The sequence below is a fragment of the Indiicoccus explosivorum genome (genome assembly GCF_002167005.1).
Classification (GTDB): Bacteria; Bacillota; Bacilli; order Bacillales_A; family Planococcaceae; genus Indiicoccus; species Indiicoccus explosivorum.
This window is the reverse complement of sequence record NZ_NHTN01000059.1, coordinates 1-21,740: the sequence shown is the minus strand read 5'-3', so window position 1 is coordinate 21,740 and position 21,740 is coordinate 1. Positions and strand designations below refer to the sequence as shown.

Annotated in this window: 26 protein-coding genes and 1 tRNA gene; 3 read left to right on the top strand and 24 right to left on the bottom strand. The window is 51.4% G+C overall.

Features of this window, described 5'->3' with window-relative positions; genetic code table 11:
* Positions 1 to 46 precede the first annotated feature (46 nt).
* A complete protein-coding gene (gene brnQ / locus CCE92_RS13910; RefSeq protein ID WP_088008944.1) occupies positions 47 to 1,393 on the bottom strand; it encodes a branched-chain amino acid transport system II carrier protein in 1,347 nt (448 codons plus the stop codon).
* A gap of 167 nt (positions 1,394 to 1,560) precedes the next feature.
* Between brnQ and CCE92_RS13905 the strand changes: the two genes are divergently transcribed.
* Positions 1,561 to 2,436, top strand: a complete 876-nt coding sequence (locus tag CCE92_RS13905) for a LysR family transcriptional regulator (protein ID WP_088008941.1) — start codon at positions 1,561 to 1,563, stop codon at positions 2,434 to 2,436.
* Between the two features lie 97 nt (positions 2,437 to 2,533).
* On the opposite strand, the gene CCE92_RS13900 is transcribed toward CCE92_RS13905, so the two are convergent.
* The 15 genes from CCE92_RS13900 to groES all read right to left on the bottom strand — a co-directional run bounded on the left by CCE92_RS13900 (position 2,534) and on the right by groES (position 13,385).
* On the bottom strand, positions 2,534 to 3,313 hold the full coding sequence (locus CCE92_RS13900) for a sulfite exporter TauE/SafE family protein (RefSeq protein WP_088008938.1): 780 nt from the start codon (positions 3,311 to 3,313) through the stop codon (positions 2,534 to 2,536).
* 64 nt (positions 3,314 to 3,377) lie between these two features.
* Positions 3,378 to 3,605: a sulfurtransferase TusA family protein gene (locus CCE92_RS13895; protein WP_088008935.1), complete on the bottom strand. Its 228-nt coding sequence runs from the start codon at positions 3,603 to 3,605 to the stop codon at positions 3,378 to 3,380.
* 227 nt (positions 3,606 to 3,832) lie between these two features.
* Positions 3,833 to 4,960: an MBL fold metallo-hydrolase gene (locus CCE92_RS13890; protein ID WP_088008929.1), complete on the bottom strand. Its 1,128-nt coding sequence runs from the start codon at positions 4,958 to 4,960 to the stop codon at positions 3,833 to 3,835.
* A 50-nt stretch (positions 4,961 to 5,010) separates the two neighbouring features.
* Positions 5,011 to 5,406, bottom strand: a complete 396-nt coding sequence (locus tag CCE92_RS13885; protein ID WP_088008926.1) for a DsrE/DsrF/DrsH-like family protein — start codon at positions 5,404 to 5,406, stop codon at positions 5,011 to 5,013.
* 36 nt (positions 5,407 to 5,442) lie between these two features.
* Positions 5,443 to 6,012, bottom strand: coding sequence for a sulfurtransferase TusA family protein (locus tag CCE92_RS13880; protein ID WP_088008923.1), 570 nt, complete (start codon positions 6,010 to 6,012; stop codon positions 5,443 to 5,445).
* A 59-nt stretch (positions 6,013 to 6,071) separates the two neighbouring features.
* Entirely contained in the window at positions 6,072 to 6,368 is a 297-nt protein-coding gene (locus CCE92_RS13875; protein ID WP_088008920.1) for a rhodanese-like domain-containing protein, read from the bottom strand.
* Positions 6,369 to 6,391: 23 nt separating this feature from the next.
* Positions 6,392 to 6,754 (bottom strand): rhodanese-like domain-containing protein, encoded by a 363-nt coding sequence (locus tag CCE92_RS13870; RefSeq protein ID WP_088008917.1) that lies wholly within the window; start codon positions 6,752 to 6,754, stop codon positions 6,392 to 6,394.
* A 20-nt stretch (positions 6,755 to 6,774) separates the two neighbouring features.
* Positions 6,775 to 7,254: a DsrE/DsrF/DrsH-like family protein gene (locus CCE92_RS13865; RefSeq protein WP_088008914.1), complete on the bottom strand. Its 480-nt coding sequence runs from the start codon at positions 7,252 to 7,254 to the stop codon at positions 6,775 to 6,777.
* Positions 7,255 to 7,397: 143 nt separating this feature from the next.
* The gene (locus CCE92_RS13860; RefSeq protein ID WP_088008912.1) at positions 7,398 to 7,658 is read right to left on the bottom strand and encodes a metal-sensitive transcriptional regulator; all 261 of its coding nucleotides are present in this window, start codon (positions 7,656 to 7,658) and stop codon (positions 7,398 to 7,400) included.
* A gap of 202 nt (positions 7,659 to 7,860) precedes the next feature.
* Positions 7,861 to 8,244: a DUF302 domain-containing protein gene (locus CCE92_RS13855; protein WP_088008910.1), complete on the bottom strand. Its 384-nt coding sequence runs from the start codon at positions 8,242 to 8,244 to the stop codon at positions 7,861 to 7,863.
* A gap of 105 nt (positions 8,245 to 8,349) precedes the next feature.
* Positions 8,350 to 8,997, bottom strand: coding sequence for a class I SAM-dependent methyltransferase (locus CCE92_RS13850; RefSeq protein WP_088008907.1), 648 nt, complete (start codon positions 8,995 to 8,997; stop codon positions 8,350 to 8,352).
* Positions 8,998 to 9,204: 207 nt separating this feature from the next.
* Complete coding sequence (locus tag CCE92_RS13845; RefSeq protein WP_088008904.1) at positions 9,205 to 9,450, bottom strand: DUF3006 family protein; 246 nt, start codon at positions 9,448 to 9,450, stop codon at positions 9,205 to 9,207.
* Between the two features lie 13 nt (positions 9,451 to 9,463).
* Positions 9,464 to 11,188, bottom strand: a complete 1,725-nt coding sequence (locus CCE92_RS13840) for an S-layer homology domain-containing protein (protein WP_162287884.1) — start codon at positions 11,186 to 11,188, stop codon at positions 9,464 to 9,466.
* 252 nt (positions 11,189 to 11,440) lie between these two features.
* Complete coding sequence (groL, locus tag CCE92_RS13835; protein WP_088008898.1) at positions 11,441 to 13,069, bottom strand: chaperonin GroEL; 1,629 nt, start codon at positions 13,067 to 13,069, stop codon at positions 11,441 to 11,443.
* A gap of 31 nt (positions 13,070 to 13,100) precedes the next feature.
* Positions 13,101 to 13,385, bottom strand: coding sequence for a co-chaperone GroES (gene groES / locus CCE92_RS13830; RefSeq protein ID WP_088008895.1), 285 nt, complete (start codon positions 13,383 to 13,385; stop codon positions 13,101 to 13,103).
* 195 nt (positions 13,386 to 13,580) lie between these two features.
* Between groES and CCE92_RS13825 the strand changes: the two genes are divergently transcribed.
* Positions 13,581 to 14,336, top strand: coding sequence for a CPBP family intramembrane glutamic endopeptidase (locus CCE92_RS13825; RefSeq protein WP_088008892.1), 756 nt, complete (start codon positions 13,581 to 13,583; stop codon positions 14,334 to 14,336).
* A gap of 297 nt (positions 14,337 to 14,633) precedes the next feature.
* Here the strand turns inward: CCE92_RS13825 and tatC are convergent, their stop codons facing one another.
* From tatC to CCE92_RS13810, 3 genes are all read right to left on the bottom strand, one after another.
* Entirely contained in the window at positions 14,634 to 15,407 is a 774-nt protein-coding gene (tatC, locus tag CCE92_RS13820) for a twin-arginine translocase subunit TatC (RefSeq protein WP_088008889.1), read from the bottom strand.
* Positions 15,408 to 15,420: 13 nt separating this feature from the next.
* On the bottom strand, positions 15,421 to 15,609 hold the full coding sequence (gene tatA / locus CCE92_RS13815; RefSeq protein WP_088008885.1) for a twin-arginine translocase TatA/TatE family subunit: 189 nt from the start codon (positions 15,607 to 15,609) through the stop codon (positions 15,421 to 15,423).
* 89 nt (positions 15,610 to 15,698) lie between these two features.
* On the bottom strand, positions 15,699 to 16,334 hold the full coding sequence (locus CCE92_RS13810) for a redox-sensing transcriptional repressor Rex (RefSeq protein ID WP_088008882.1): 636 nt from the start codon (positions 16,332 to 16,334) through the stop codon (positions 15,699 to 15,701).
* A 128-nt stretch (positions 16,335 to 16,462) separates the two neighbouring features.
* Here CCE92_RS13810 and CCE92_RS13805 point away from each other — a divergent pair, with 128 nt between their 5' ends.
* Positions 16,463 to 18,400, top strand: a complete 1,938-nt coding sequence (locus tag CCE92_RS13805; protein WP_088008880.1) for an ABC-F family ATP-binding cassette domain-containing protein — start codon at positions 16,463 to 16,465, stop codon at positions 18,398 to 18,400.
* 358 nt (positions 18,401 to 18,758) lie between these two features.
* Here CCE92_RS13805 and tsaD read toward each other — a convergent pair whose 3' ends face one another.
* The 5 genes from tsaD to CCE92_RS13780 all read right to left on the bottom strand — a co-directional run bounded on the left by tsaD (position 18,759) and on the right by CCE92_RS13780 (position 21,569).
* The gene (tsaD, locus tag CCE92_RS13800) at positions 18,759 to 19,799 is read right to left on the bottom strand and encodes a tRNA (adenosine(37)-N6)-threonylcarbamoyltransferase complex transferase subunit TsaD (RefSeq protein ID WP_088008876.1); all 1,041 of its coding nucleotides are present in this window, start codon (positions 19,797 to 19,799) and stop codon (positions 18,759 to 18,761) included.
* Entirely contained in the window at positions 19,786 to 20,247 is a 462-nt protein-coding gene (gene rimI, locus CCE92_RS13795; RefSeq protein WP_088008873.1) for a ribosomal protein S18-alanine N-acetyltransferase, read from the bottom strand. Before rimI ends, tsaD begins: the two co-directional genes overlap by 14 nt.
* The gene (tsaB, locus tag CCE92_RS13790; protein WP_088008870.1) at positions 20,244 to 20,939 is read right to left on the bottom strand and encodes a tRNA (adenosine(37)-N6)-threonylcarbamoyltransferase complex dimerization subunit type 1 TsaB; all 696 of its coding nucleotides are present in this window, start codon (positions 20,937 to 20,939) and stop codon (positions 20,244 to 20,246) included. The genes rimI and tsaB overlap by 4 nt, the downstream gene beginning before the upstream one ends.
* Positions 20,936 to 21,388, bottom strand: a complete 453-nt coding sequence (gene tsaE, locus CCE92_RS13785; protein ID WP_088008867.1) for a tRNA (adenosine(37)-N6)-threonylcarbamoyltransferase complex ATPase subunit type 1 TsaE — start codon at positions 21,386 to 21,388, stop codon at positions 20,936 to 20,938. The genes tsaB and tsaE overlap by 4 nt, the downstream gene beginning before the upstream one ends.
* 105 nt (positions 21,389 to 21,493) lie before the next feature.
* Positions 21,494 to 21,569: transfer RNA gene (locus CCE92_RS13780), tRNA-Asp, on the bottom strand.
* Positions 21,570 to 21,740 lie beyond the last annotated feature (171 nt).

Below are 21,740 nucleotides of genomic sequence, written 5' to 3'. Positions count from 1 at the left end.
GTGTATCACAGGAGCGGTCCGGAGTTCTCTCCTTTTTTATTGCTTATCAGCCTGCCGAATCATAGGAAGTGCTGAGGGATCGTCTGCGCGCCATCGACACTAGATAGCCGAAGGCACCGCCGATGATGGCCGGCACAATCCAACCTAATCCGACTGCATACAGCGGCAGGAATGAAGTGAACAGGTCGTTGACCGGTCCGACTGCAATACCTGCGGCATTCAGTCCGTCGAACACAGCGACGACGGCAGTCAGCGCCATGCTTCCCTGGTAGACTTCCGTCTTGCCTTTGAACAGCGGATGCAGGAACGTCAGCGCGATCAACAGGATCGCCAGCGGATAAATGGCCACCAGAACCGGAACCGAGATGGCGATCAATTCGTTCAGGCCGAAATTGGCCAGTCCCGCACTGAAGACAGAGAAAATGACGACGAATTTATTGTACGAAATAGTGGGAGCCAGCTTGGAAAAATAGGAAGCGCAGGCAGTGATCAGCCCGATGCTCGTCGTCAGGCAGGCTCCGGTCACGATCAGGCTCAATAAAATCTGGCCATACGTTCCGTAATAGTAGTCGGAAACGCTCGAAAGGACAGCTCCCCCGTTATCCAACAGGCCGAGGTTCCCGACGCTCGACGCACCGATGAATGAAAGCGATGTATAAATGGCACCCAGCAGGACAGCTGCAATCAGGCCCGCTTTCGCCACGGCGGACACGATTTCCTTTTTGTCCGTAGCGCCTCTGTTTTTCACCGCGTTGATCACAATGATTCCGAAAACGAACGCGGCCAGCGCATCCATCGTCAAGTATCCTTCCTGGAACCCTTTGAAAAACGCATGCTGCATGTATGACTCAACCGGCGGCTGGAATGCGCCAATCGGCCGAAGGATAGCGGTTGCGATCAGAATGGCGATGAACAGCAGCAGCAGCGGGGAAAGGAATTTCCCGACGATATCCACGATTTTCGAAGACTTCAATGAAAAATAGATGGTGATTCCGAAAAACACTGCGGAAAACAGCAGCAGGCCGACAACGGCAATCTCTTCAGTCAAAAACGGTTTAAAGCCGATTTCGAAAGCGACCGTACCCGTTCTCGGGATGGCGAACAGCGGTCCGATCGACAAGTACAGGGCGACCGTGAACAAGAGACCGAAAACAGGATGTACACGGCTTGCCAGCGACTGAAGGTCGCTTTTTCCGGATATACCCAGCGCAATGATCCCGAGCAGCGGAAGACCGACGCCCGTCACGACGAATCCGGCATTCGCCGACCAGACGTTCATTCCTGCCGACTGGCCGAGCATGGCGGGAAAGATCAAATTCCCCGCTCCGAAAAACAAGGCGAAAAGCATGAAACCGAGCATGGCAATAAAAGAAAAAGAAATTCTGTCCGACATGGTTGTCCCTCCAAGCTGTTTTTGTCGCGGGAATTCCCCCGCACTCCATCAGAATTTTTACTTAATTCCGTCATGGCTTCAACATATCGTACCAGCCGGAGTTGTATTAGTAAAACGAATGTTTATAATAGTTTTATAAGTTACTCTTATACGAGGGAGCTGCCGGAATGAACCCTTACTACGCATTGATCAAAGTGATCGAAACCGGGAGTTTTACGAGAGCCGCCGAGGCGCTCGGCTATACGCAATCCGCCGTGAGTCAGATGGTGCATTCGCTGGAGACGGAGCTCGCCACGAAACTCATTTTGCGTTCCCGGACAGGAATAAAACTGACACCGGACGGAGAGGAATTTTTGCCCTTTATCCGCAAACTGTGCAATTCCCATCAGGAACTTTTGGAAAAGCAAAAAGAAATGGAAGGCCTGCAAAGCGGCTTGATCCGGATCGGAACCCTTTCAAGTGTTTCCTGCAACTGGCTGCCGGGCCTGATGAAAGAGTTCAAAGAGCAATACCCGGATGTCCGGTTCGGCCTGTTCCAAGGGGAATATACGAGTATCGCGGACTGGATAAAAGAAGGGACAGTGAACTTCGGTTTCGTGAATCCCGACGCAGTCACCGGCCTGACGACCGTGTCGCTGCAGGAAGACGAAATGCTCGCCGTCTTGCCGAAAGAGCACCCATTAACCGGGAACGATACAGTCTTACTGAAGGACTTGACGGCAGAGCCTTACATTCTCCTGGATGTTGGGAAACTCAGTGAACCGCTTAGTATGTTCAGGCAAAACGGACTTGAACCGAACATCCAGTTCCGGGTCTATGATGACTACGCCATTATGTCGATGGTCGAACAAGGCCTGGGGGTTTCAATTTTACCGAAATTGGTTTTAAAGAGAAGCGCTTATCATATTGAAACGAGGCCGACTTCCCCGCCTGTGACCCGGACGATCAGCATCGCTTATCGGGACAAAGAAGTGCTGCCGATTGCAAGCAGGTATTTCATTGATTTCGCCATCAGGCGGCTGAGCAGGCGGGCTGCCGAATAACCTCCGGATGCAGCAAAGCCGGACACGCCTCCTGACAATAAAAAAGCGCTGCACACTTGATATTACCAAGTGTGCAGCGTCCTCGATCCATCTTATGTCAGCCTAGGATATCCACCCAGATTTTCATTGCTGTCGCTAAAATAAGGAGCGCCAGCAGCCATTGCAGGAATTTCGTATTCGCTTTCTGGCCGGCTTTTGCGCCAAGCGGAGCTGCGAGCAGACTGGCGATGACCATGACAGCCGCCGGTCCGTACAGCACTTGATCGGTCAGCACTTTCCCGACTGTCGACCCGATGGATGAGATGAAGGTGATGGCAAGTGATGTGGCGATCGTCATCCGGGTCGGAATTTTGAGTACCGTCAGCATGATCGGCACCAGGATGAACGCCCCGGCCGCCCCGACGATGCCGGCGGCGATGCCGACTGCGAATGCGAGACCGGCTGCGAGCCAGCGGTTGAACGATACTTGATCAGCAGGGATATCATCCAATCCCTTACGCGGCATGAACATCATGACCACCGCAATCGTCGCCAGCACCGCGTAGACGGTATTGATTGCTGAAGCCGACAGAAGCGTCGAGCCATAACCGCCGATGAAGCTGCCGATCAGGATGGCGGTCCCCATGAACGCGATGAGGGTTTTATTCAGCAAGCCGGTATTCCGGTACGCCCAAACGCCGGCGATGGTGGCGAAAAAGACCTGGACGGCGCTGATGCCGGACACTTCATGTGCTCCGAACGCCGCAAACCCGAGCAGCGGCGGGATGTATAACAGCATGGGATATTTGATGATCGAGCCGCCGATCCCGACCATTCCTGACAGGAAAGAACCTACGAAACCGATCAGGAAAAGTACGACAATAAAATCTATGGACATAACAAACCCCTTCTTTCAAATTAAAACGGCAGGGCATCCGTGCGATGCCCTGCCGTCTCTGTTATCAGCCTTTGCAGATCCAGAACTTCAGGACGTCCCCTTCTTCACGCGTCTCAAGCAACGCGTGGCCGCCGGATTTCGACCAGGCGGCGAGGTCCGCTTTCGCTCCTTTGTCGGTTGCGTGGATTTCCAGCACCTGGCCTGATTCCATGTCTTTCATCTCTTTCCGTGTCTTGACGATCGGCATTGGGCAAGCGAGCCCTTTGGCGTCGAGTATTTTATCTGCATTCATTAATGAATCGCTCCTTTTATTGTTTTATACGTTGAGATAAAGAATTTACAATATCCAAACCCGCCATGCGGACCGTAAAAGCCCGCTGGCTTGCCGCAGACAGCAGCGGCAACTGCCTTACCGTTGCTGTTCGCAGGCGTCTCGCATTTACTCTTTCCGGGGCCGTCCGCTATGTGGAATATTTATCTCAACATAACGCAGTCTATTGATTGTTTGTTCTTTATTAATTACCTGACCGCACAGCGGTTCGGGCCGATTTCCATTTCCCGCTGACTTTCTTCGTCCGGTGTGATTTTCCCCATGTTCGTCTGGCGGATTTCACCATAGGCGTTCGGCTGCGGCGGCAGGTTCTTCGTCACCATGTCCCGGAACGTCTGCTCGTCTTCTACATTCAGTCCGTGGTTGTCTTCAAACAGTTCACCCAGTTTTTTCGCGACTGAACCATCTTCATTCAGTTCATCCATAATCATGAAATGGGCCGGCAGCACGATCAGTTCATCCGACAGTTCACGGTAGCGGCTGTACAGCGTTTCCCGCAGATCACCCACCCAGTCTTCCGCCAGGCCGGCGAGGTCGGGACGCCCGATCGAATCGATGAACAGAATATCACCTGTCATCAAATACGTGTTGTCGACGATGAACGACGTCGAGCCGATCGTGTGGCCCGGTGAATAGAGTGCCTGTACAGCAATCGGTGTATCACCGATTTTCACTTCCAGTCCGTTTTCCAGCGGTGCGTATTCGAATACGACTTCTTCTGCATCCTCCGGCGGTAAATAGTACGTCGCCCCTGTGGCTTCCGCGATTTCCCGCCCGCCGGAAATGTGGTCGGCATGGAGGTGTGTGTCGAACACGTGCTTGATCTGCGCATTTTTTTCTTCCGCGAAGTCCAAGAATGTATCGGTCATGCGGGTGGCATCAATGATCGCCGCTTCCCCGCCGGAAATCGCCATGTACGACAGGCAGCCTTTTCCGAGACGGACAAACTGATACAGTTCGCCGCCGTCTTTCAAGTCGCCGATTTTCACGGGCTCCAAGTATTCACTCCACGCTTTCATGCCGCCTTCCAAGTACGCCACATCCAGTCCTTCATCCGACAGCATTTCCGCCACCATCTGTGATGAGCCGACTTTCGCACAGACCACAAGAATTTCGCGGTCTTTCGGCAGTTTATCCATGATTTCTTCCACACCGTCGAGCAAGTCGAAGTACGGAACGTTCAAGTAATCGATTGTATAGCCTTCGATTTTCCAATCTGCATAAGCGTCTTCATTCCGGACATCCAAAATGAATAACGGAGACCGATCCAGCACCTTCCGTGCCACTTCTTTTGCCGTCCAAGCTGTTACTGTCATATCTCAATTACCTCCCCGGGTATATTATCCGTTAAAAAATTTTATCCTGCTTAAAACGTCAGCGTGACATCCGCATCTTTTGCGAATTCCAGGAACGTCACTGCACCGCCGACTTCAATGCCGTCAACAAACGCTTCCTGCTCCAGTCCCAATACATCCATCGTCATCTGACAGCCGATGAACCGCACACCCAGCTCCTGTGCCATTTCCACCAGTTCCGGAATTGCGGGCACATTCGCTTTCTTGAACCCCTCCGCGATCCCTTCTTTGCCTTCAGGCATCGCCAATTGGCTGTATGCTTCCTTATTAATGAGGTTCAGTCCTTCGAATGTGAAGAAAATGGCGACCTCGTGATCGCTCGCCGCTGCCGCCGTCGCGATATTGTATACCTTGTACGCATCGAATAACGTCCCGTTTGATGCAATGATTGCTGTTTTTCCTGCCATGCTGAATTCCTCCCGCTATTGTTTAGTTTCTTGATTTTACGCTTCGTTTTGTTCCGTCGGGCCATTCCATTGGGTCATGCCGTCTGCGGCATTTTTGACGCGGCTGAATCCGCTGTCTGCGAGCTGCTTTGCGGCAAAATCGCTTCGGTTGCCGGTCCGGCAGATAACAATGATCTCTTTATCCTTTTCCAGTTCGCCTGCACGGCTGTCCAGTTCGCCGAGCGGAATGGAAACGGCGCCCGGAATATGGCCGAATGCGTATTCCGCCGGCTCCCGTACGTCCACTACAAGGACATCTTTCCGGGACAGCTGATCCTGCAGGTCGTCATTCGTCACCGTATGCGGGAACTGTTTTTCTTCTTGTTCTTCCGTTTCGCTCGCTTTGCGGAGGTAATGCTTCAGCACATCCCCTTCTTCTGTCGTGCCAAGGTATTGGTGACCGCTTGATTTCGCCCACGCCTTAATATCCGCAAGCGATCCTTTATCCGTCGCCTGTACTTCAATCACTTGACCTGGCGCGAGTTCCTTCATCGCCTTTTTTGTCCGCACAATCGGCATCGGGCAGGCAAGCCCTTTCGCATCAAGCACTTTATCTGTCTGAATCATCGTAAACCCTCCATTTACCTCTACGGGTATATTTTGATTTAAAAAAATATCATCATATCTTATTCAGTTGGGCCGTCCCATTCGAGCATACCGCCCGTCATGTTAATAACCTCAAAGCCATAGCCCTCCAAGTACAGTCCTGCCATTCCGCTCCGGTTGCCGGAACGGCAAACGAGGATATGTTCCTTCGATTGATCGAGCTCCTGTTTCCGGAACTCAATCAGACCGAGCGGGATGTTCACCGCCTGCGGGATCTTGCCGGCCCGGACTTCCGCCGCTTCCCGGACATCGATCACTGATGCTTCCGGATTTTTCTCCAGATACGCCTGTACTTCCTGCGGTGTCATTTCTTTCATGTCCGTTCTCCTCCTGTTGCTGATCAGCGCCATGTACCCATGCCGCCTCTGATATTCGTCACTTGGCTGAATCCATTCTTTTTTAAGATAGCGCATGCCCGGCTGCTCCGCGCGCCGCTCTGGCAGATGATATAAGTTTCTTTATCGCGATCGAGCTCATCGAGCCGCCTCGGAAGTTCGTTCAGCGGGATGTTTTTGAATGCCTTCAGCCCATTCGCCCGGTATTCGCCCGGCGTCCGTACGTCGATGAACTGTATGCCTTTCGTCTTCAGCATCGGTTTCACTTCATCTGTCGTTACAGAAGGCATTCCTTTTGCCGGCCCGATCATTTTATAGATCAGCCAGACAGCGAGTGCACCGATCATTACCCAGCTTAGGATCTCCATTCAATCCCTCTTTTCTTTTATTAAATAAACAGGTTGACGTTTCCGTCTTCCGCATCCGCAAGGTATGCCGCGACACCTGCATAAGTGATGTCATCCAGCAATTCCTCCTGCTGGAGACCGAGTAGATCCATCGTCATCGTGCACGCCACCAGGTTGATGTCCTGCTCCCGCGCCATTTCAACCAGTTGCGGCAAGGTCATGGCATTGTGCTTCCTGATGACTTGTTTGATCATCTTCGGGCCCATGCCGTTCATGTTCAGTTTCGATAACGGCAATTTATCCGCGCCTCGCGGCATCATCCTGGCGAATTGCCGTTCCAGGAACCCTTTTTTCAGTTCCGGCGGATGGTCCTTCCGCAGCGCATTCAGTCCCCAGAATGTATGGAAGATGGTGACTTCATGATCATAAGCCGCCGCTCCATTCGCGATGATGTACGCAGCCATCGCTTTATCGTAATCCCCACTGAAGAGGATGATATTGGTCGTCTTTTTTTGTTCCATTTCGATTCTCCTTCTACTTATACCACCAGGGGTATATTATGAGTCAAAAAAAATAATCCGCCTTACCGCAGCAAACTCATACCTACTGGGGTATACTATCAGGCAAAACCAAATCCGTCAACGATGATGGCTGACGGATTCGATCATCTGCTTCGGACGAGCAGTTCCACAGCTTCCTTCACAACTTTATCGGTGTCTTTCCCGCTTTCCACACTTTCACGCACACACTGTTCCAAGTTCTCACTGACGATGACGCCGATCGTACGGTCCACCGCACTTCGGATAGCTGACAGCTGCATGACCACATCACGGCAATCGCCTTCTTTCTCCATCATCTGGAGCACGCCGCGAATTTGGCCTTCAATCCGTTTCAGCCGGTTTTCGACCTTTTTATCGTACTGCATTTATAATCGTTCTCCTTTTTAAAGTAGAATCTCTTGCTTACATCCTCCATATTATACCCCTTTGGGTATGCAAGCAAGTATTTTGCTCCGCTAAAGAGAACCTCCATTTTTTCACTTCGTTTGCCAGGCGTCTTCGTCAGAATAAAACCCAAGCATTTCTATCAGCCTTGTTACCTATAGGGGTATTTCAGTTTCAAAAAAATTATACCGACTTGTCAATACACTCTTTTAATCGCTGTTCGATGTCTTGCGCAATCACCTTCAGTTTATCATTCTCCACCATGTCGATGAGCGCAGTCGGCTTGGGCATTCCGATTTTCGTTGTATCGCCATCTTCATACACGACGATTTTGCACGGCAGGAAGTAACCGACCAGCAGTTCTTCAGACAGCACTTTATTCGCTTCCTGAGGATTACACACTTCAAGCACTGTGAATGGTGTATTGAAATCTTCTCCTTTTTCCTGCAGCTTCGCCGTCAGGTCAAAATTCCAGAGGACGCCGAACTTTTCTTCCTTTAAATTCTCTTCAAGCGTACGGACAGCTACATCCTTACTTTTCGTTGTTTCTACTGTGTAATGAAACATTTGTCACCCTTCTTTCTTGTTTTGAATAAATTCACCACTATTTCTTTCCCCAGTCAGCGGACTAAAAAAACATCCGTTGCAGCTGCAGAATCGATTCCCGCTAGGCTAACTAAGCTTTCTAAAGCAGTCCGCTTCCTTCGACCGGAACGAATCCCTGCACAGTTTCTGCCGGAGAATCCCTTCTTCAGCAGGCACTGCATGAATCGCATAATGAATGGGATTCAAGTGCTTCACCGTCACATCGAATCCGTTCAGCTGCAGAACCGGAACAATTTCCTCAATCGGGATTTTCCCCAAAAATGGCGGCCCGTTTTCTGTCATCGCAGCTTCCCATTCGATGATCATCAGTTGACCCGCAGGTTTCAAGATCCGTTTCGCTTCCTGAATTGCACGATTCAGATCATCCGCCTCATGGATGGAAAAAGCGGCGAAAATCTTATCAGCCGTGCCGTTCCCGAGCGGGAGTTCTTCCAAGTTGCCCTCTACATACTGAATGTTCTTCAGCCCTTCTTTTTCCGCCTGCCGCTTCAGCAGCTCAATCATCTCAGGCTGGATGTCGGCGGCAATCACTGTTTCCGGATTCCGCCTGGCCAAAGGAAGGGTAAAATAGCCGTTTCCCGCTCCCAATTCGAGCACCCGGTCCGTCGGAAGAAGCGCCAGCTGGTCAATAATCGAATCGGGCGGGAGCAACATTTTCCGTTCTTCGCTCAATAAAACATGGGCTCGGGCTGGATCTGTCCGTTTTTGAATCAACGTACGCACACCCTTTCAGATTTTCTTTTCCTTCTTCATCAGTCACTGCTGGAATATCCCCGCGTTTTCTGCCGAATTCCACTTTAACTTAAGCAGTATGGCGGAGATTGGCTCAATCATATACCCCATACCGTATACAGTCAACTGATTGACCTCCCCTTTTCTTAAAGCAACTAAAGCCCCTGCCGCATAGGCAGAGGGCTTTAGTCATTTCCGTTTCTTCAGTTTCTCCATTATGCCGCGCATCTGTTTTTTCCGCTGCTCCGTCTCCTGATACAGAGGCTGGATAATGTACCGGTCATTCTTTGTTTTAACCTCCACAATCAATCCCTCCTCGATATCAATCGGGAATTCGGAAACATTCAGATACTCCTCGTCGTACTCGTCCTCCCGGTAAAGGAGACGTACAATGCCATCCTCGATGGAATCGATGGTGTACTTCCCGTCCTTCATTCAAAAGCCTCCCTTATGGGCGTTCAGAAATAAGGACGCCCGCCGGATCATACAGTTCCGCTTCATCGCCATCGTTGTTCCAGATGTAGGCATCAGACCACTCCAGATCGCTCGGCGGATTGTGGACAGAGTTCCGGCCGGCATTGATATTCACGCTGTAACCGGCTCTCAGGATATAGCCTGCCGGGAATGTATAGAGCTGATTGCCCTCGACACTCAGCAGCGTCCACCCAGTCATATCGACATCGACAGAACCTGTATTCTGAATGGTTACAGTTTCCGTCTCTAAGTTCTTTCCGACGATTTGCGGTGCGTGCGTCGTCTCGTCAACTGGCGGCTTCGGCGGTGGCGGCGTAATGCCTCCGTCGGTCGGTGAGTCAAGCTGAGCGACATAAAGCGAATTGCCGTCGCTCTCCACGACCACCGTACCATCCATTGTGCTGATGACTTCAGCGCCGGCGTTCAGCAGCCGGTTCACGACTTCCTGGGTCGGATGTCCGTATGAATTTTCACCGACAGAAATCACGGCGAGTTCCGGATCCACTTCATTAACGAAAGCTTGCGTTGTGCTGGAATCTGATCCGTGATGGCCTACTTTCAGCACTTCAGCATCCAGATCATAATTCGCCACAAGCTCCGCTTCCGTTGTCGCTTCAGCATCCCCTGTCAGCAAGAAATCATTGTTGCCATGCGAAAGCATGATTACGATCGATCCCTCGTTAAAATCAGATGCAGCATCATCCACAGCCAGAACTTCCGCTTCAACAGACGAATCACCCGATACATCGTCTCCGATTTCCGCAGTCTCGAATGTGGCGCCGGATGAATCCACAGCTGCCAGGTAATCCGCAAATACTTCAGTCGTATGGACCTGTCCGCTATCCACGACGTGCGTTACGCCGTAATTCTCGATAACGTGTGCTGCTCCGCCGATATGGTCGGCGTCAGGGTGTGTCGCGATAAACGTATCAATCTGTGTCACCCCTGCTGCTTGAAGCGCTGCATCAATGACTGTGCCGTAACGTCCGGCATCCACCAATGCAACTTCTCCGTTCGGATACTCGATCAGGATCGCATCGCCCTGACCGACTTCCAGGAACGTCACATCCAGTTCGCCTGTGACGTCTGCCAGAGCAAATACATCAGGATTCACCGCACGTGCCATAAATGCGGCAAACTGCTCGCGGTTAAGTTCCACATCCGGTCGGAATGTCCCGTCCGGGTATCCGCCGGCTATGCCAAGTGACTGAAGATCCGCAATTGCTTCGAATGAGCGCATTCCAGGTGCGACATCGCTGAAATCCTCGGTCCCTTCGTATTCTTCAGAGACAAATGCACGGTGCAGGAAAATTGCCATTTCAGCGCGGGTCACCACATCACCGGGGCGATATGTACCGTCCGGATACCCATTGATGATGCCTGCTTCTGTCAGCGCTGCAATATAACCACTGGCTCTCACATCCGCATCAACGTCCGGGAACGCTGTATCCTGCTGAGTTCCGTCATAACCTAAGGCCCGGCCGATCATAATGGCTGCCTGGGCGCGGGTTACATCCCCTTTCGGCTGGAAAGTCCCATCCGGGAATCCGTTGATGATGGATTCGCCCGTCAAATACATGATTTCATCGTAGAACCGGTCGTCTTCATTTACATCCGGGAATCCGGCAGCTGAAGACGTTGATGCAAGAGTTCCGCTGAACACCAGCAATACGACAAGTACAGCTAAAAACTTCTTCAAGGCTGTCATCCTCCTTCTTTTTTGTATTACTCCCTAAACGTATCATAGTAATTTCCAAGAAGGAAATTATAATTGATATTTCTGGTAAATACACAAAATCTCTAAATTTTCGACACACTAAAAGCCTCCTGCTGTTATGGCAGAAGGCTCTGTTGAAGTTTTCCTCACATCGGTAATTTCTCCGACTCCTGCTGTGTTTTTTCCATAAAAAAACGCTGAAACCTTGGTGTATCAAGGTTTCAGCATTTCACCTTACATCATGCCGCCCATTCCGCCCATGTCAGGCATACCGCCGCCTGCATTTTCTTCCGGAATGTCAGCCACGACCGCTTCAGTGGTGAGGAACATCGCCGCAACGGAAGCTGCATTCTGCAGTGCGGAACGCGTCACTTTCGTCGGATCGACGATTCCTGCGTCGATCATGTTCACCCATTCACCATTCGCCGCGTTGAAGCCCATGCCGACGTCTTCACGCTTTAAGCGATCGACGATGATGGAGCCTTCGAGACCTGCGTTGTCCGCAATCTGGCGTACCGGCTCTTCGAGTGCGCGCAGGACGATTTTCACGCCTGTCGCCACGTCGCCTTCCTGACCTTCCGCCAGTTCGTTCACGCTGTTGTAGATGTTGATGAGAGCTGTACCCCCACCGGAGACGATACCTTCCTCAACCGCTGCACGCGTTGAGTTCAGGGCGTCTTCGATGCGCAGTTTGCGCTCTTTCAATTCGGTTTCTGTCGCTGCACCGACTTTGATAACGGCGACACCGCCAGCAAGTTTCGCCAGACGTTCCTGCAGTTTCTCTTTGTCGAACTCGGACGTCGTGTCTTCCAGCTGGCCGCGGATTTGGTTGACGCGCGCTGCAATCTTATCGGAATCGCCGGCGCCTTCAACGATTGTCGTGTTCTCCTTCGTGACAACCACTTTCGCCGCACGGCCGAGCTGCGAGATATCAGCGGACTTCAGGTCGAGCCCGAGATCTTCTGTGATCACTTCGCCGCCTGTCAGTGCGGCGATATCTTCGAGCATCGCTTTCCGGCGGTCACCGAAGCCTGGCGCTTTGACAGCGACAGCGTTGAATGTGCCGCGGAGTTTATTGACTACGAGGGTTGCGAGTGCTTCGCCTTCCACGTCTTCCGCGATGAGAAGAAGCGGTCTGCTCTGCTGGACAACTTGTTCGAGTACCGGCAGCACTTCCTGAATGTTGCCGATTTTCTTATCGGTAATGAGGATATACGGGTTTTCAAGGACTGCTTCCATTTTGTCGGAATCTGTCACCATGTAAGGAGACGCGTAACCGCGGTCGAATTGCATCCCTTCGACGACATCGAGTTCTGTAGTGAAGCCGCGTGATTCTTCAATCGTGATGACGCCGTCGTTGCCGACGCGCTCCATCGCTTCCGCGATCAGCTGGCCGACTTCATCGTCCCCGGAAGAAATGGCGGCTACCTGGGAGATCTCTTCTTTGCCCTGGATCGGCTTCGAAATGTCTTTCAGTTCGCCAAGCGCACGTTCTACTGCCAGTTCGATTCCGCGGCGGATGCCGACAGGGTTCGCACCTGCTGTGACATTCTTCAGCCCTTCGCGGATCATCGCCTGGGCAAGGACAGTCGCAGTCGTCGTTCCGTCACCTGCGATGTCGTTCGTTTTGGAAGCAACTTCCGCCACGAGTTTCGCACCCATGTTTTCGAATGCGTCTTCGAGTTCGATTTCCTTCGCGATCGTCACCCCGTCATTCGTGATGAGCGGCGAGCCGAATTTCTTTTCCAGCACGACGTTGCGCCCTTTCGGTCCAAGTGTCACTTTCACCGCGTTTGCAAGCTGATCCACACCACGCGCCATCAGGCTGCGTGCATCTTCTGAGAATTTAATGTCTTTTGCCATCGTTCAATTCCTCCTGTCTCGATAAAATGGATTATCCGATTACTGCCAGAATGTCGCTTTCGCGCAAGACGAGATATTCTTTGCCTTCCGATTTCACTTCAGTCCCAGCATACTTCGAGAAAATGATGCGGTCGCCTTCTTTGACTTCCATTTCACCGCGCTGACCGTTGTCCAGCAGCGCACCTGCGCCGACGGCGATCACTTTGCCCTCCTGCGGCTTTTCCTGAGCCGAACCCGGCAGGACGATTCCGCTGGAAGTTTTCTCTTCCGCTTCGACGAGCTCGATAACAACACGATCTCCCAATGGTCTTAACAATTGAAACACCCTCCTCAAAATATGTGATCCATCTGTTGTTAGCACTCTTTGTAGCTGAGTGCTAATCCAATTATCAGTTTACTTACTGCACCGCATTTTTGCAAGTAGGAAGGTGAAAAATTTTAATCTTTGCGGCGATGTTTTTAAAGCTCTACAATAGGGGAAAAGGATTCCCCATCAGGAAAGGACTGGCTCATGGCTACGAAACGTTCTTCTGCAAATAAAACCCGGCGCACCGCGCTGTTCATTCTGCTCATTTATATCATCGCCCAAGTTTCCGGCATCTTTCTCATCATCCCGCTGTTCAATTATTTCGAGAATCAGGGACTTGCCGAACAGGCCGCCCGGTTCTCTGCGGCCGGCTGGGTGACGTTCATCACATTCGGCCTCGGACTGCTCGCCATCCTGATCTTCATCGCGCGTGACAAGCGCTTTTTCGATATTTGGAAAGGCAAGAGTTCCAGCATGTGGGCTGCCATCGGCTGGGGCGTGCTCGGTTTCTTCCTGCTCCTCATCGGCCAGACGGCTGCAGCCCTCATCGAAGTCGCCATCGGGATTGAACCCGGTTCCGCCAACACAGCGAGCATCGCCACCGTGGCTGCTGCCGCGCCGATCATGGTCATTGCCGTCGTCGTCTTCGGCCCGATCCTGGAGGAACTCGTGTTCCGCCGCGTCGTCTTCGGTTCACTGAACCAGACGATGAATTTCTGGCTGGCGACAGCCATCAGCGCACTCGCATTCGCTGCCGTCCATATGGAATTCATCCACCTGCTCCTGTACTTCACCACAGGGCTTATCCTGGCGTTCCTGTACCAGCGGACGAAGCGCATCATCACACCGATCATCGCCCATATGCTGCTGAATGGCTACGTCATGCTGATCCAGCTGAACATGGATAAAATCGAGAACTTCATGCGCCAGCTGGAAGAACTCCAGCGGCTGCAGGGGTGACAATCGATTTGAATTTGAAAAGAAAAACCCATGCCCTTTCCGCGGATTGACTGCCGGGCCTCCGCACCCGTTGCCGCGGGCTTACGGGGTCTCGGACAATCAGTTTTCCCGCAGGAGCAGCATGGATTTTTTCTTTTCTTTTAATCTGATAGTCTCCAATTCTGAAATATACTTGCAAGTATCCCCAGTACCATTCCTTTTGGCTGCCCACAGAAAGCGAGCAGGTTTTGCAGAGCCGGTACAGACTGAACCGGCTCCGGTTTTATTCCTATTTAAAAAGAGGCTGTCCTCTGCGCTCTATGGGCGCTTCGGGACAGCCTCTTGCTGTTCTTCGATGATCTGCTGCTGTTCAGCCTTCAAGTGTTTCCGGTAACCGACCTTTGCGATTACGATGCTCGCCTCGTATAACAGAAGAAGCGGCACAGTGACCATCAGGTGTGAAATGATATCAGGCGGCGTAACAAAGGCCGCAATGACGATCAGAATGAAATACGCGTATTTCCGCAGCTGGATCATCTGCATCGGCGTCAGAACGCCAAGTCGTGTCAGGAACAGCATCAGCACGGGAAGCTGGAACACAGCGCCGAATGGCAGTGTCATCTGGAAGAGGAACGTAAAGTATTCGGTGATACCGATTGTCTCTACGATTTCCAGACTCTCTGAAATCCGGAGCATGAATCCGATGGCGTACGGAAACAAGATGAAGTATCCAAATGCGACGCCTCCGAGGAACAACAGCATGGAAAACGGGATATAGCTGAGCGTCACTTTCCGTTCGTTCTCGTGGAGTCCCGGACTGACGAACGCCCAAACTTGATACAGGATGACCGGTGAAATGATGACCGCGGCCAAAATCAGCATGACTTCCAAGTAAATCTTCAGCGGGTCTGTAATCTTGAACGCGTTAAGCTCCAGATCCTCTGCATGGTCGTTGAACTGCAGGTATTCAATCAGCGGACCGGACAGAAAAAAGCTTACGACAAGCGCCAACAGAAAGAAAACGACTATGATCGCTAGCCGTTTTCGCAATTCCTCTATATGTTCGACCAGCGTCATATCGTTCTGTTTCATTAAAATGACATCCTTACTTTACTTCTTTTTGGTCGTCTTTCTTTGTTGCGGTTTCATCTTCATCATCGATGAGCCCTTTTGTCGCATTCTTGAATTCACGGAGCGAAGAGCCGAATGCTCTTCCAAACTCAGGCAGTTTCTTCGGACCGAAAATGATCAGGGCAACGATTGCAATGACAATCAGACTAAGCGGACCTGGCATCGTATCGGACACCTCCTAACAGTATGACTCTATTTTAGCGCATCGCCTGTACTTTGGCTATTTGCAGCGGTTTTCCAAATGTGACGGTTTTACGTCTCTTGCTGACGGATAAAATATATAAGCGTCTGCAGTTCGACTGACAGATCAATAGTATGGATGCGGATCCGCTCCGGCACATCGATGCGGACGGGCGTGAAATTCAAAATCCCTTTAATGTTTGTGGCTGCAAGCCGGTCGGCCATCTCCTGGGCCGCGCTTGACGGCACGGTCAGAATGACGAGTTCGATGCCGAATTCCAGCAGTTTCTCTTCCAGAAGGTCGGGGTGATAGGTCATAATGCCGCTCTGCTCTTCCCCTTCCGCCGGACTGCCGGTGTCGAACGCCAGCACGATCTTCGTATTGTGGTTCCGCTGAAAGTTATATTTCAAGAAGGCATTCCCGAGACTGCCGACACCGATCAGCGCGACATTCGTTGCTTCATCCCGGTCGAGGATTCCGCGAAAAAACTCGAGCAGCTCCTGGACATGATAACCGTAGCCTTTCTTCCCGAATGCACCGAAATGTGAAAAATCCCGGCGGATCGTCGCAGAATCAATCTTCATGGCTTCACTCAACTCGCGGGAGGACACGCGGACTTTGCCGGCATTCGCAAAGTTCTGCAAAAACCGGTAATACAGCGGCAGCCGTTTCGCCGTCGCCTGCGGGATCTTTGAAGCTTCAATCAAGGAAAACACCCTCCTGCAGTCTTGTCAAATCGTTACTATCTTACCCGAGGACAAAGGTTCTGTAAAGCCGGTCCGTTGCACAGCGGCAGTACTTCGGCTAAACTTGAAACAGAATTGAGGTGAACCGGATGATCGTATTACAAGTGAACAACATCCAGAAGTCATTCGGAGCGGAAGAAGTACTCTCCGGGGTGAAATTGGAAGTGCAGCACCGTGACCGTGTCGCACTCGTCGGACGCAACGGAGCCGGCAAATCGACACTTTTGAAAATCATAGCGGGCGAGATGTCTTATGACGGCGGCGAAATCATCATGCCGAAGGACCTGACAACCGGCTACCTTGAGCAGCACTCGGGAATTGATTCCCCCCGGACAGTCTGGGATGAAATGATGACCGTATTCGAACGGTTCCGCAAACAGGAACGGAACTTGCGGCAGCTGGAACAGAAGATGGCCGATCCTGACGTCTACAATGATCCCCAGCTGACCCGTAAAGTGATGGCCGAATATGATACACTGCAGCATACGTTCAAGGACGGGGGCGGTTACCAGTATGAATCCGATACCCGCGCTGTGCTCCACGGAATGAAGTTCTATCCTGAAGATTATGATAAACCGGTCGCCACGCTTTCCGGCGGCCAGAAAACCCGGCTTATGCTGGCCAAACTCCTGCTGGAGAAACCACAGCTGCTTATCCTCGATGAGCCGACCAACCACCTGGACATCGAAACGCTCCGCTGGCTCGAATCCTATTTGAAAGGTTATCCCGGCGCTCTGCTGATCGTTTCACACGACCGCTACTTCCTTGACCAAGTCGTGACGACGGTCTACGAAGTTTCCCGGCGCAGAATGAAGCGATTCACCGGGAATTACACCCGTTATTTAGAAGAAAAGGCAAAGCAATACGAACTCGACCGGAAGCAATATGATAAACAGCAGGAAGAAAAAGCGAAACTTGAAGAGTTCGTCCAGAAGAATATCGTCCGCGCGTCAACAACGAAAATGGCGCAAAGCAGACGCAAGGTCCTTGAAAAGACGGATTGGATGGACGCGCCTGAAGGCGATGAAAAGTCGGCGCGCTTCGGCTTCTCCATCCGTCGGCAGAGCGGCAATGACGTACTTATGGCGGATGACGTTTCCATCGGTTACGGAGAAGAGCCGGTCGCCCATAACATCTCCTTTAAGCTTTTCCGGGGGGACAGCCTGGCGCTTGTCGGACCGAACGGCGTCGGCAAATCGACATTGCTGGAAGCGATCGTCAAGAATGATACCCTTCTGTCCGGAACCATCCAGCGCGGCACCGGCGTCCACATCGGTTACTATGACCAAGAACAGGCAGAACTGACGGGAAATAAGACCGTCCTCAATGAATTGTGGGATGAATATCCTCAAGTTCCAGAAAAAGACATACGGGGTATCTTGGGCAATTTCCTTTTCACTGGAGACGATGTCCTGAAACCGGTCTCTTCCCTGTCAGGCGGCGAAAAAGCCCGAGTGGCGCTGTCAAAGCTCATGATGCAAAAAGCTAATGTCCTTATTCTCGATGAACCGACGAACCATCTGGATCTCGATAGCAAAGAAGTGCTTGAAGCAGCACTCATCGATTATCCCGGCACCATCCTCTTTGTGTCGCACGACCGCTACTTCATGAACCGGATTGCCACAAAAGTGATTGAACTGACGCCGGAAGGAACCGAGGAATTCCTTGGCGACTATGATTACTATCTGGAAAAGAAACAGGAAGCTGAAGAGCTGCAAGCACTCGCCGAAGAAGCCGCGAAACCCCTAGCCCAGACTTCCCGTCAGACCACCGGACGGTTTGATAAGGATATCCAAAAGCGGGAGCGCCAGCTGACCCGCCAGCTTGCATCCTTGGAAGCAGACATCGGAGAACTTGATGAGCAGATTGCAGCCATTGAAGAACAATTGTGTAATCCTGAAGTGTTTCAGGACCATGAGCGTGTCCTGCCCTTGCAGCGGGAGCTGGAACAATTGAAGGAAACCCACGACCGGGAAACGGAACGCTGGGTAGAACTTCAGGAAGAACTGGAGACGTTCATGACATGACCGCATGCAGCCGCATGCGGTTTTTTGTTTAATATCCTTCTTAACGGGAAAACATAAAGGCTTATTCTTATTCCTATATGTTGGTCAAGGGCTTTGATCAACTTTTTCATTTCCACAAAGTTATTCACAAATACCTCGTGACAACAACGGCTATCAACAGACTTTTACACATTATCCACAGAAAAAGAAAAAGTTATACACAAACTTGGTTGAATAACCACACACAATATATAGGAACCGGGCCTATTTACCCTCTACTTATACACAGGTTATTCACAAAATGTGCATAAGTACAAATGTTCTCTATTGACAGAAACAATTGCCTGCGATAATGAAAAAAGCGGTTTTCCGTCCCGGTTCAGACAGAAAATCCGCTTTTTTCTTTCCAGGACTGAAGAATCAATCCCGGACGGCCATTCATTGCCATTGTACTTCGAATTCCTTGCTCATACATCACTGTTCCCGCCGCTGCGATCATCGCTGCATTATCTGTACAAAGCGGAAGCGGCGGAATATAAAATGGAATTCCCTTTTCCGCGAAAGCGGCTTGGAGGGAAGTCCTTAGCCCCTTATTGGCGGCCACTCCGCCTGCCGCAATAACTTGGCGGACGCCATATGCTTCGGCCGCACGCACCGTCTTGCCGGTCACCACTTCCACCACACTCTCCTGGAAGCCCCTTGCTATCGCCGCAGGGTCCGCCTCCTCTCCCCGCTGAGCCGCATTATGCAAGTGGTTCAGCACAGCGGATTTCAGCCCGCTAAAGCTGAAGTCATAGGATTCTGTCTCAAGCCAGACGCGCGGGAACTGGACCGTTTCTCTGCTTTCCTGGGCAAGCCGGTCGACATGCGGCCCTCCGGGGTATGGCAGTTTCAGCGAGCGTGCGACTTTATCAAATGCTTCACCCGCTGCATCATCCCGTGTTTCGCCAATTACATCAAAACTCCCATGACTTTCCATGTAAATCAATTCTGTGTGCCCGCCTGAAATAACCAGTGCAAGCAATGGAAAATCCATTTCCTGGACGAGCCGATTAGCGTAGATATGCCCTGCTATGTGATGGACCCCTATAAGGGGAAGACCGTTCGCAAAAGCAAAGGCCTTTGCAGCATTGACGCCGATCAAAAGCGCTCCTACGAGTCCGGGACCTTCTGTCACGGCAACTGCCGTCAGCTCTTCAGGTTCCATATCGGCTTGGCTGAGCGCTTCTTCAATCACCATGGTAATCCGTTCGACATGATGACGCGAAGCCACTTCCGGTACGACCCCACCGAATCGTTTATGGCTGTCGATTTGCGAAGCGACCACATTCGAAATAATCTCTGTGCCATTCTTTACGACAGAAGCGGCCGTCTCATCGCAGCTTGTTTCAATCCCGAGTATATATTTATCCATTGTCATGAAAACTCACCCACATTACGAGCGCATCCTCGTAGTTATCTGTATAGTATCTTTTCCGTATTCCGCCTTCAATAAAACCAAGCTTCCGATATAAGTTCTGGGCGACTTTATTGCTTACCCGGACTTCGAGAGTCATGTGACGGGCTCCCTGTGCACGGGCAGCCGCAATTGCCGAACGCATAAGTCCTTCCCCGATTTTCCTTCCACGGGCTTCAGGCAGGACGGCAACATTCGTGATGTGCGCTTCATCGATGATGAGCCACATTCCGCAATAGCCCACAATCCGGCTTCCCAATTCCGCAACAAGATAAAGCGCATTTTCATTGTGCTGCATCTCGTGATAAAAGGCTTCTTTCGTCCAGGGAATCGTGAAAGACTTCAGTTCAATGGCAAAAACTTGATCGATATCACGATCCGTCATCCGCCGGAATACCGGTTCGTTATTCATGTTGCCGGTCCTTTCCGGGCCTTCAGGTAGTTTGCTTCCGCTTCTGCCAGTCGCCGATACTCCGGCACCGCCGCATGGGCATTAACTGGCGTTTCTTCCATCGCCAATCGAATCAGTTCAGATGCCCGCGGCAGCCGGTTATGTGATCCAAGAAATAACGCCCGATCACCTAATGCATTCCGGATCGTCTCCTCATGCTGTGATGCGTCTGATCCCGCGAACAAGATGGTTCCTTCTGCTGTCTCCAGACGCCCCAGTAAATCAGAAAGCTCCTGATGGGCTTCAGGTTCCGCCGAAAGAAGAGATGGTCCTTTGAATGTACCAGCATAGACGGTGCCGCGACGGGCGTCAATGATCGGACAGATCATGCCATTGAAATAGCGACCGTTCGCCGCTAGAATCTTAAGACTGGAGACTGGAACAAGCGGAAGTCCGAGTGACCATGCGAGTGTCTTTGCAATCGTCATGCCGATCCGGACACCGGTATAAGAACCTGGTCCTTGGGCAACCGCGATATGTGTCAGATCCCCTGGTTTAAGCGAGGCCCGATGCAGCAGCGATTCCACAGCCGGCATTGCTGTCAGGGAATGATTGATCTTCAAGTTGGAAGTCTCTTCAATGAGTGTTACGCCATCTTTAACGAGACCTACTGCAAGAGGAGAGTTTGAAGTATCGATTCCTAGCCACGTCATTCCATCAGCTCCTTGCAGATAAGTTCATACCGGTCTCCATATGGGTGGAAAGAGACGTGGCGGATGTTCTCCGATTCCCGCCTGATACGGATTTCCAGCCGTTTCGCTGGTAAGTATTCTTCAATGAATTGCGCCCACTCTACGACCGTCACTGCGTCGCTTCCGAGAAGTTCTTCGAATCCGATATCCTCATCGCTGTCTTCCAGACGGTAAGCATCAATATGGTTCAATCCCAAACGGCCTTCGTACTGTTTAACGATAGTGAAGGTAGGAGAATTCACGGTCCGTTCTATGCCCAGCCCTTTGGCCAAGCCTTTTGTGAAGGTTGTCTTGCCTGCCCCCAAATCCCCTTCTAATGTCACTAAATCACGCGGCTTCAGTAAAAGCGCCAACTTACCAGCAAGTGCTTCCGTTTCGTCGGGCGAATATACCGTTGCTTCATAGGTCATTTCCCAAAACCCCTTTTGCGATTCTGTTCATAGTGTAGCGGACTTTCCCGCCATATACAAAAAAATAAACACAGCATAGGTGCTGTGTTTATGAGCATATCAAAATGGCGGTCCCGACGGGAATCGAACCCGCGATCTCCTGCGTGACAGGCAGGCATGTTAACCGCTACACCACGGGACCATAACTATAGCTGAGTACTTCTCACCTAAGCGACAAGTTCTATTATACCAGCTTCGGCTCATATGGCAAGCCGTATCGATGGGAAAAGCTTTTAGCTGTCACTTCAATTCAATATAAAAAAGCAGCTGCCGAAGCAATTTTGCTTCGGCGGCTGCCTGGTGTGCCCAGCGA

Coding starts and splice junctions, on each gene's coding strand:
- tsaD (WP_088008876.1), bottom strand. CDS start 19,799: ATGACAATGGATAAATATATACTCGGGATTGAAACAAGCTGCGATGAG.
- CCE92_RS13860 (WP_088008912.1), bottom strand. CDS start 7,658: ATGCAGTACGATAAAAAGGTCGAAAACCGGCTGAAACGGATTGAAGGC.
- CCE92_RS13895 (WP_088008935.1), bottom strand. CDS start 3,605: ATGAATGCAGATAAAATACTCGACGCCAAAGGGCTCGCTTGCCCAATG.
- CCE92_RS13875 (WP_088008920.1), bottom strand. CDS start 6,368: ATGAAAGAAATGACACCGCAGGAAGTACAGGCGTATCTGGAGAAAAAT.
- rimI (WP_088008873.1), bottom strand. CDS start 20,247: ATGAATAACGAACCGGTATTCCGGCGGATGACGGATCGTGATATCGAT.
- CCE92_RS13900 (WP_088008938.1), bottom strand. CDS start 3,313: ATGTCCATAGATTTTATTGTCGTACTTTTCCTGATCGGTTTCGTAGGT.
- CCE92_RS13890 (WP_088008929.1), bottom strand. CDS start 4,960: ATGACAGTAACAGCTTGGACGGCAAAAGAAGTGGCACGGAAGGTGCTG.
- CCE92_RS13865 (WP_088008914.1), bottom strand. CDS start 7,254: ATGGAACAAAAAAAGACGACCAATATCATCCTCTTCAGTGGGGATTAC.
- CCE92_RS13905 (WP_088008941.1), top strand. CDS start 1,561: ATGAACCCTTACTACGCATTGATCAAAGTGATCGAAACCGGGAGTTTT.
- CCE92_RS13885 (WP_088008926.1), bottom strand. CDS start 5,406: ATGGCAGGAAAAACAGCAATCATTGCATCAAACGGGACGTTATTCGAT.
- CCE92_RS13845 (WP_088008904.1), bottom strand. CDS start 9,450: ATGAAGGACGGGAAGTACACCATCGATTCCATCGAGGATGGCATTGTA.
- CCE92_RS13855 (WP_088008910.1), bottom strand. CDS start 8,244: ATGTTTCATTACACAGTAGAAACAACGAAAAGTAAGGATGTAGCTGTC.
- CCE92_RS13825 (WP_088008892.1), top strand. CDS start 13,581: ATGGCTACGAAACGTTCTTCTGCAAATAAAACCCGGCGCACCGCGCTG.
- CCE92_RS13805 (WP_088008880.1), top strand. CDS start 16,463: ATGATCGTATTACAAGTGAACAACATCCAGAAGTCATTCGGAGCGGAA.
- tsaE (WP_088008867.1), bottom strand. CDS start 21,388: ATGACCTATGAAGCAACGGTATATTCGCCCGACGAAACGGAAGCACTT.
- CCE92_RS13880 (WP_088008923.1), bottom strand. CDS start 6,012: ATGATTCAGACAGATAAAGTGCTTGATGCGAAAGGGCTTGCCTGCCCG.
- groL (WP_088008898.1), bottom strand. CDS start 13,069: ATGGCAAAAGACATTAAATTCTCAGAAGATGCACGCAGCCTGATGGCG.
- tatA (WP_088008885.1), bottom strand. CDS start 15,609: ATGCCAGGTCCGCTTAGTCTGATTGTCATTGCAATCGTTGCCCTGATC.
- CCE92_RS13870 (WP_088008917.1), bottom strand. CDS start 6,754: ATGGAGATCCTAAGCTGGGTAATGATCGGTGCACTCGCTGTCTGGCTG.
- tsaB (WP_088008870.1), bottom strand. CDS start 20,939: ATGACGTGGCTAGGAATCGATACTTCAAACTCTCCTCTTGCAGTAGGT.
- tatC (WP_088008889.1), bottom strand. CDS start 15,407: ATGAAACAGAACGATATGACGCTGGTCGAACATATAGAGGAATTGCGA.
- brnQ (WP_088008944.1), bottom strand. CDS start 1,393: ATGTCGGACAGAATTTCTTTTTCTTTTATTGCCATGCTCGGTTTCATG.